General features: G+C 30.8%; 6 protein-coding genes. 5 read left to right on the top strand and 1 reads right to left on the bottom strand.

Annotated elements, in window-relative coordinates; genetic code table 11:
* A partial coding sequence (locus tag EII23_RS11480; protein WP_148091260.1) for a toprim domain-containing protein occupies nucleotides 1–706 on the top strand: 706 nt, incomplete at its 5' end.
* A gap of 288 nt (nucleotides 707–994) precedes the next feature.
* On the top strand, nucleotides 995–1,582 hold the full coding sequence (locus EII23_RS11475) for a replication/maintenance protein RepL (protein WP_124793488.1): 588 nt from the start codon (nucleotides 995–997) through the stop codon (nucleotides 1,580–1,582).
* A gap of 58 nt (nucleotides 1,583–1,640) precedes the next feature.
* Here EII23_RS11475 and EII23_RS11470 read toward each other — a convergent pair whose 3' ends face one another.
* Complete coding sequence (locus tag EII23_RS11470; protein ID WP_124793487.1) at nucleotides 1,641–2,096, bottom strand: hypothetical protein; 456 nt, start codon at nucleotides 2,094–2,096, stop codon at nucleotides 1,641–1,643.
* 124 nt (nucleotides 2,097–2,220) lie between these two features.
* On the opposite strand from EII23_RS11470, the gene EII23_RS11465 reads away from it, so the two are divergent.
* From EII23_RS11465 to mobV, 3 genes are all read left to right on the top strand, one after another.
* The gene (locus EII23_RS11465) at nucleotides 2,221–2,439 is read left to right on the top strand and encodes a hypothetical protein (protein WP_124793486.1); all 219 of its coding nucleotides are present in this window, start codon (nucleotides 2,221–2,223) and stop codon (nucleotides 2,437–2,439) included.
* A 77-nt stretch (nucleotides 2,440–2,516) separates the two neighbouring features.
* Nucleotides 2,517–2,801 (top strand): Txe/YoeB family addiction module toxin, encoded by a 285-nt coding sequence (locus EII23_RS11460; protein ID WP_124793485.1) that lies wholly within the window; start codon nucleotides 2,517–2,519, stop codon nucleotides 2,799–2,801.
* A 213-nt stretch (nucleotides 2,802–3,014) separates the two neighbouring features.
* Nucleotides 3,015–4,237 (top strand): MobV family relaxase (mobV, locus tag EII23_RS11455; RefSeq protein WP_185702388.1); only part of this gene is annotated, 1,223 nt, incomplete at its 3' end.

Raw genomic sequence — 4,237 nt, 5'->3', positions numbered from 1 at the left:
GGATATTTCTATACCGTTTCAAAAAACACGCGAAAAAACGGCAAAAGAAATCGTTTTAAAGCCTAACACGTATGCAATAACACAAATCACTGACCCAAGTAGCAGAAAGCTAATTGAGTACTTCAAAAATCGTAACATCTCTTTTGACACATTAAAAAACCATAGCAAACAAGTTCATTATCAGGTAGGAGAAAATCATTTTTATGGGATAGGAGTAAAAAATGTTGAAGGAGGATATGAAATACGAAATCCTTTTTCAAAAATGAAGTTCGGAAGTTCCGATGTTTCAGAACTTGGGAAAGAGAAAGCTGAAGCAAAGAAAATTGTCGTTTGTGAGGGTATTACAGATTCTTTTTCAATCATTGAGATTTTAAAAAGAGCAGGAAAAAATTTGGATGATTATCGCTTTATTAGCTTAAATTCAGTGACAAATGTTCAAAAATTCATAGATAGATACCTAAATCAAACATACGATAGCGTATTTTTGCTATTAGACGGAGACACTGCAGGAGATGAAGCTACTAAAAAAATACAAGAAGCATTTCCACAAGGAAAGGTAAGAGATTTACGAGATAACTTCGGAATACACTCACACGGCTACAAAGACATTAACGAACATTTAATGAAAGAAAGCCAAAAGCAGGAGAAAAAACAAACACTCAAAGCACCCGAACCGACTAAAAAAGGGTACGGATTTAAGCGATAATTTTCCTTTTCTTCCAGCATTAAATATAGCTTCTGGAAGAAGCGTTTATATAGAAAAGAATAAAATTGTTCTAAAAGTCAAAAAAACATCATATAGGCAACTGTATATCAATTATTTGTAGTGTTTTTTTGATTTTTAGTTTGTTTAAATTTTTTTTATGTTTTGTTTAAATTTTTAATATGTTTTTTACAAATAAAATTTAAACATTTGTATAAATAAAATTTAAACATTAAATTTGCCTTGTTTAAAAAAAATATAATTCTGTATAAGTTTAATTTTAACAAAAATATGGAAAAGGAAAAAATAAACGTTTGGGAAGAAAACAAAAGAGTAAAAAAGAAAACCCAAATGGTAGTTGGAAATCAAAAATATGTTAATCCAAACACTGGAGAAATAGAGACGTTCACTGTAATAGAAAAAAATATATCAAAGGACTTTAATTGGCATAAGATATGGCTTCAAGATGTTCTAAATATATTGGATAGTTTTGGCAATAAAAAGATACTCGTTATAACCTATTTACTTAAAATAATGAGGAATGAAGATAATACAATAAGTGGCACTTATAGAGATATTTCTGAAAAATGTGGAGTTTCTTTACCCACTGTTTCTATGGTGATGAATGAATTAATTTCAAGCGACATTATAAGAAAAATAACAACAGCTACATATCAATTTAATCCAAGTTTGATAATGAAAGGAAGTGGTGAAAAAAGAACTAATTTACTAGTTAAGTATAGATATGGAGAAGATGATAACAAAGCAATAAATAATGCTAAACAAATAGATACAAAAACTCAAAAAATATTACAGCATAACATATTTGGAGGTGTTGATGTTATAGATATTACCTCAGAAGATAATGATAATGAATAAAGAAATAATAAAAATAAGTCACCTTAAAAGGTGACTTATAAATACTTAAATAAATTCATTATTCTTCTCTAGGACCGCCAATTATTTTATCTGTAACAGTTTTAGTACAATCCCCAAGTCCACTCATACACTCTGTACAACTAAGTTTGTCATCACTAGGCACACACCCTCTTGTTGTAGCACATCTTTTACTAGTACAAGAAATACCTCCATAAACATACTCCATTGTCTTAGAATTTTCTTCTAATAAAGAGTTTGTTCTATATTCTCCATACATAGAAACCAAATAAGGTTTGCCGTCTATGTTTTGTAAAAAAGAATTCTCTATTTTTACATCAGACGCAGGTCTTCCAGTGTGTGAAAAAAGTTCTGTTCTTAATGTATTTTCTACAATACTTTCTATTTTTTCCTTTTCAGAATCAGATAAGGTGTATTGTTCTTCTTTTTTGTCTTTATTACAAGAAAGCAACAAAGACAAAACAAATAACGAAAATAATAATCCTAAATGTCTCATAAATATTTTTTTAATGTTAATATCGGCAAATTTTATTTAAAAAATTCAAATAAACAAGAAAAAAGTGAATTTTAACATATGAAAAATAGAAAAAATAATTAGTACCTTTGCAAAAAATAACGCTATGGAAACCACTATTTTAAAAGCAGAAATAAAAAAATCAGATTTACACATCATTGAAAGTCTTCTAAAAAGATTAAAAGCTAAGAACATCAGTTTTGAAAAAGTGGAGGATGACACAAAGATGAGCAAAAAAGAATATTTTGCAATGATTGACAAGGCACGAAAGGAAAAGAAAGTCAAGATGAGTAGAGAGGAAATGAAAAAAATGTTACTACAATAAATTTAAAATTTACCCTTTTTTTTGAGTCAAAACCTTAAAGTATCTTTGCGGAGTATTTAATAATTAAAGTAATTAAAATGGAAATATATACAATAGATTACTCCGAAACTTTTCTGGAACACGTCAAGAACCATTACCATTCAGGTCAAAAAAAGATTTGTGAGAAGATTGATAAACTTCTTGATGAAATAGAATTACATCCAACAACAGGAACAGGGCAAGTAGAACCCTTAAAGGGATACGGAGAACGCTCCGTATGGTCACGACGAATTGACAAGAAACACAGACTAACATATGAAGTCTTTGAAGAAGAAAAACGAGTAGAAATTTTATCAGGGTATGGACATTATGATGACGAATAAACCCTCTTTTTTAAGAGGTTTTTTTAAAGTATTAAGTACCATAAGGTGTAGCTCACTACACTTTGTAATTCCTTAACGCCTCTTTTCAGGGCGTTGGAATATCAAAGTTCCGTGAGGTCTTGCAGACGGCTGAGCCCATTCGGACAGTCCTGCGGACGACCTCTTTCAGAGGTTAAAATTTAATGCTGGAAGAAAAAGAAAATTATCAAAAATATGGGACAAGTTGTATTACATTTTGAAAAACACGGAAAGCCAATTAGTGGTTCTTTAGGTCACCACATCGACCGAACTGAAGGTATGGAATGGTCATACCGTCACGCTGATTTAAGCAAAACACACTTGAATAAAGTTTATCATCTGAACGATTATTGTAAGATGAAGTATAACGAAGCTATAAAAAAAAGAATAGAAGACGGATATACTTCTAAGAAAACCATCCGTAAAGATGCCACATATAGCGTGAATGTTATGCTTAGTGGCTCACACGATGAAATGAAAGAAATCGAAAAAGAACCAAAAAAACTGGATGAATGGATAAATCAAAATGCTAACTGGTGTATTCGACAATTTGGAAAAGAAAACATAGTTCGTTTCAATGTCCATTTGGATGAGAAAACACCTCACATCCATTGCGTTTTTGTCCCTATTACTGAAGATGGCAGACTATCAGCAAAAGATTTTATCGGCAGTAGTATAAAACTTCAGGATTTACAAAGTAGTTACGCAAAATCTATGGAAAGGTTTGGACTTGAAAGAGGTGTAAAATCCGACCGAAAGCATCAAACGACAGATGAATATCGCAGACGAGAAGCACAGAGCATTCAAAAGATTGAACAACTTCACGAGAAAATAGACAATTTGAGCAAAAAAAATTTGCTATTTGGATTAGACGACTTAAAAAAAGATTTGAAAGCCGGGTTAAATGGATACATAAATTCTGTAAATGAAACATTTAAAGAAAAAGAACAAAAGATTTTAAGCGAATTTATCAAACTAAAAGACGGAGCAAAAGAATTTATGAACTCGATTGAAAATAGGGAGCCAATAAAATCAAAATATATTCCACCTACAGACGTTCAAAGCATCGTAAATAATTCAAATTTAATAGATTACTTTTTATACTTAGCTAATAGAGGAGACCTTGTGTTTGAGAAAAAAAGCGGTAAAGAATTCATTTTTGAAGACGAAAACAAAACTCAAAAAATATCTGTTTCAGAAAAAGGCTGGCACGATTTAAAAAGTGGAGAAGGGGGGCAAATTATTAAAGCAATACAAAAGCATCAAAAATTAGACTGGTTAGAGGCTGTTAATTGGCTTAAAAATTTTAATGGGGATATTTCTATACCTTTTCAAAAAACACGCGAAAAAACGGCAAAAGAAATCGTTTTAAAGCCTAACACGTATGCAATAACACAAATCACTGACCCAAGTAGCAG

This window comes from Desulfovibrio sp. OH1186_COT-070, assembly GCF_003860215.1.
In the GTDB taxonomy this organism is placed as follows: domain Bacteria; phylum Desulfobacterota; class Desulfovibrionia; order Desulfovibrionales; family Desulfovibrionaceae; genus Desulfovibrio.
Note: the sequence above shows the minus strand (reverse complement) of the source record. Positions and strands in the feature narration are given on the sequence as shown.

Excerpts from the sequence above, each read along its gene's own strand:
- EII23_RS11465 (WP_124793486.1), top strand. The coding sequence starts at position 2,221 with ATGGAAACCACTATTTTAAAAGCAGAAATAAAAAAATCAGATTTACAC.
- EII23_RS11460 (WP_124793485.1), top strand. The coding sequence starts at position 2,517 with ATGGAAATATATACAATAGATTACTCCGAAACTTTTCTGGAACACGTC.
- EII23_RS11475 (WP_124793488.1), top strand. The coding sequence starts at position 995 with ATGGAAAAGGAAAAAATAAACGTTTGGGAAGAAAACAAAAGAGTAAAA.
- EII23_RS11470 (WP_124793487.1), bottom strand. The coding sequence starts at position 2,096 with ATGAGACATTTAGGATTATTATTTTCGTTATTTGTTTTGTCTTTGTTG.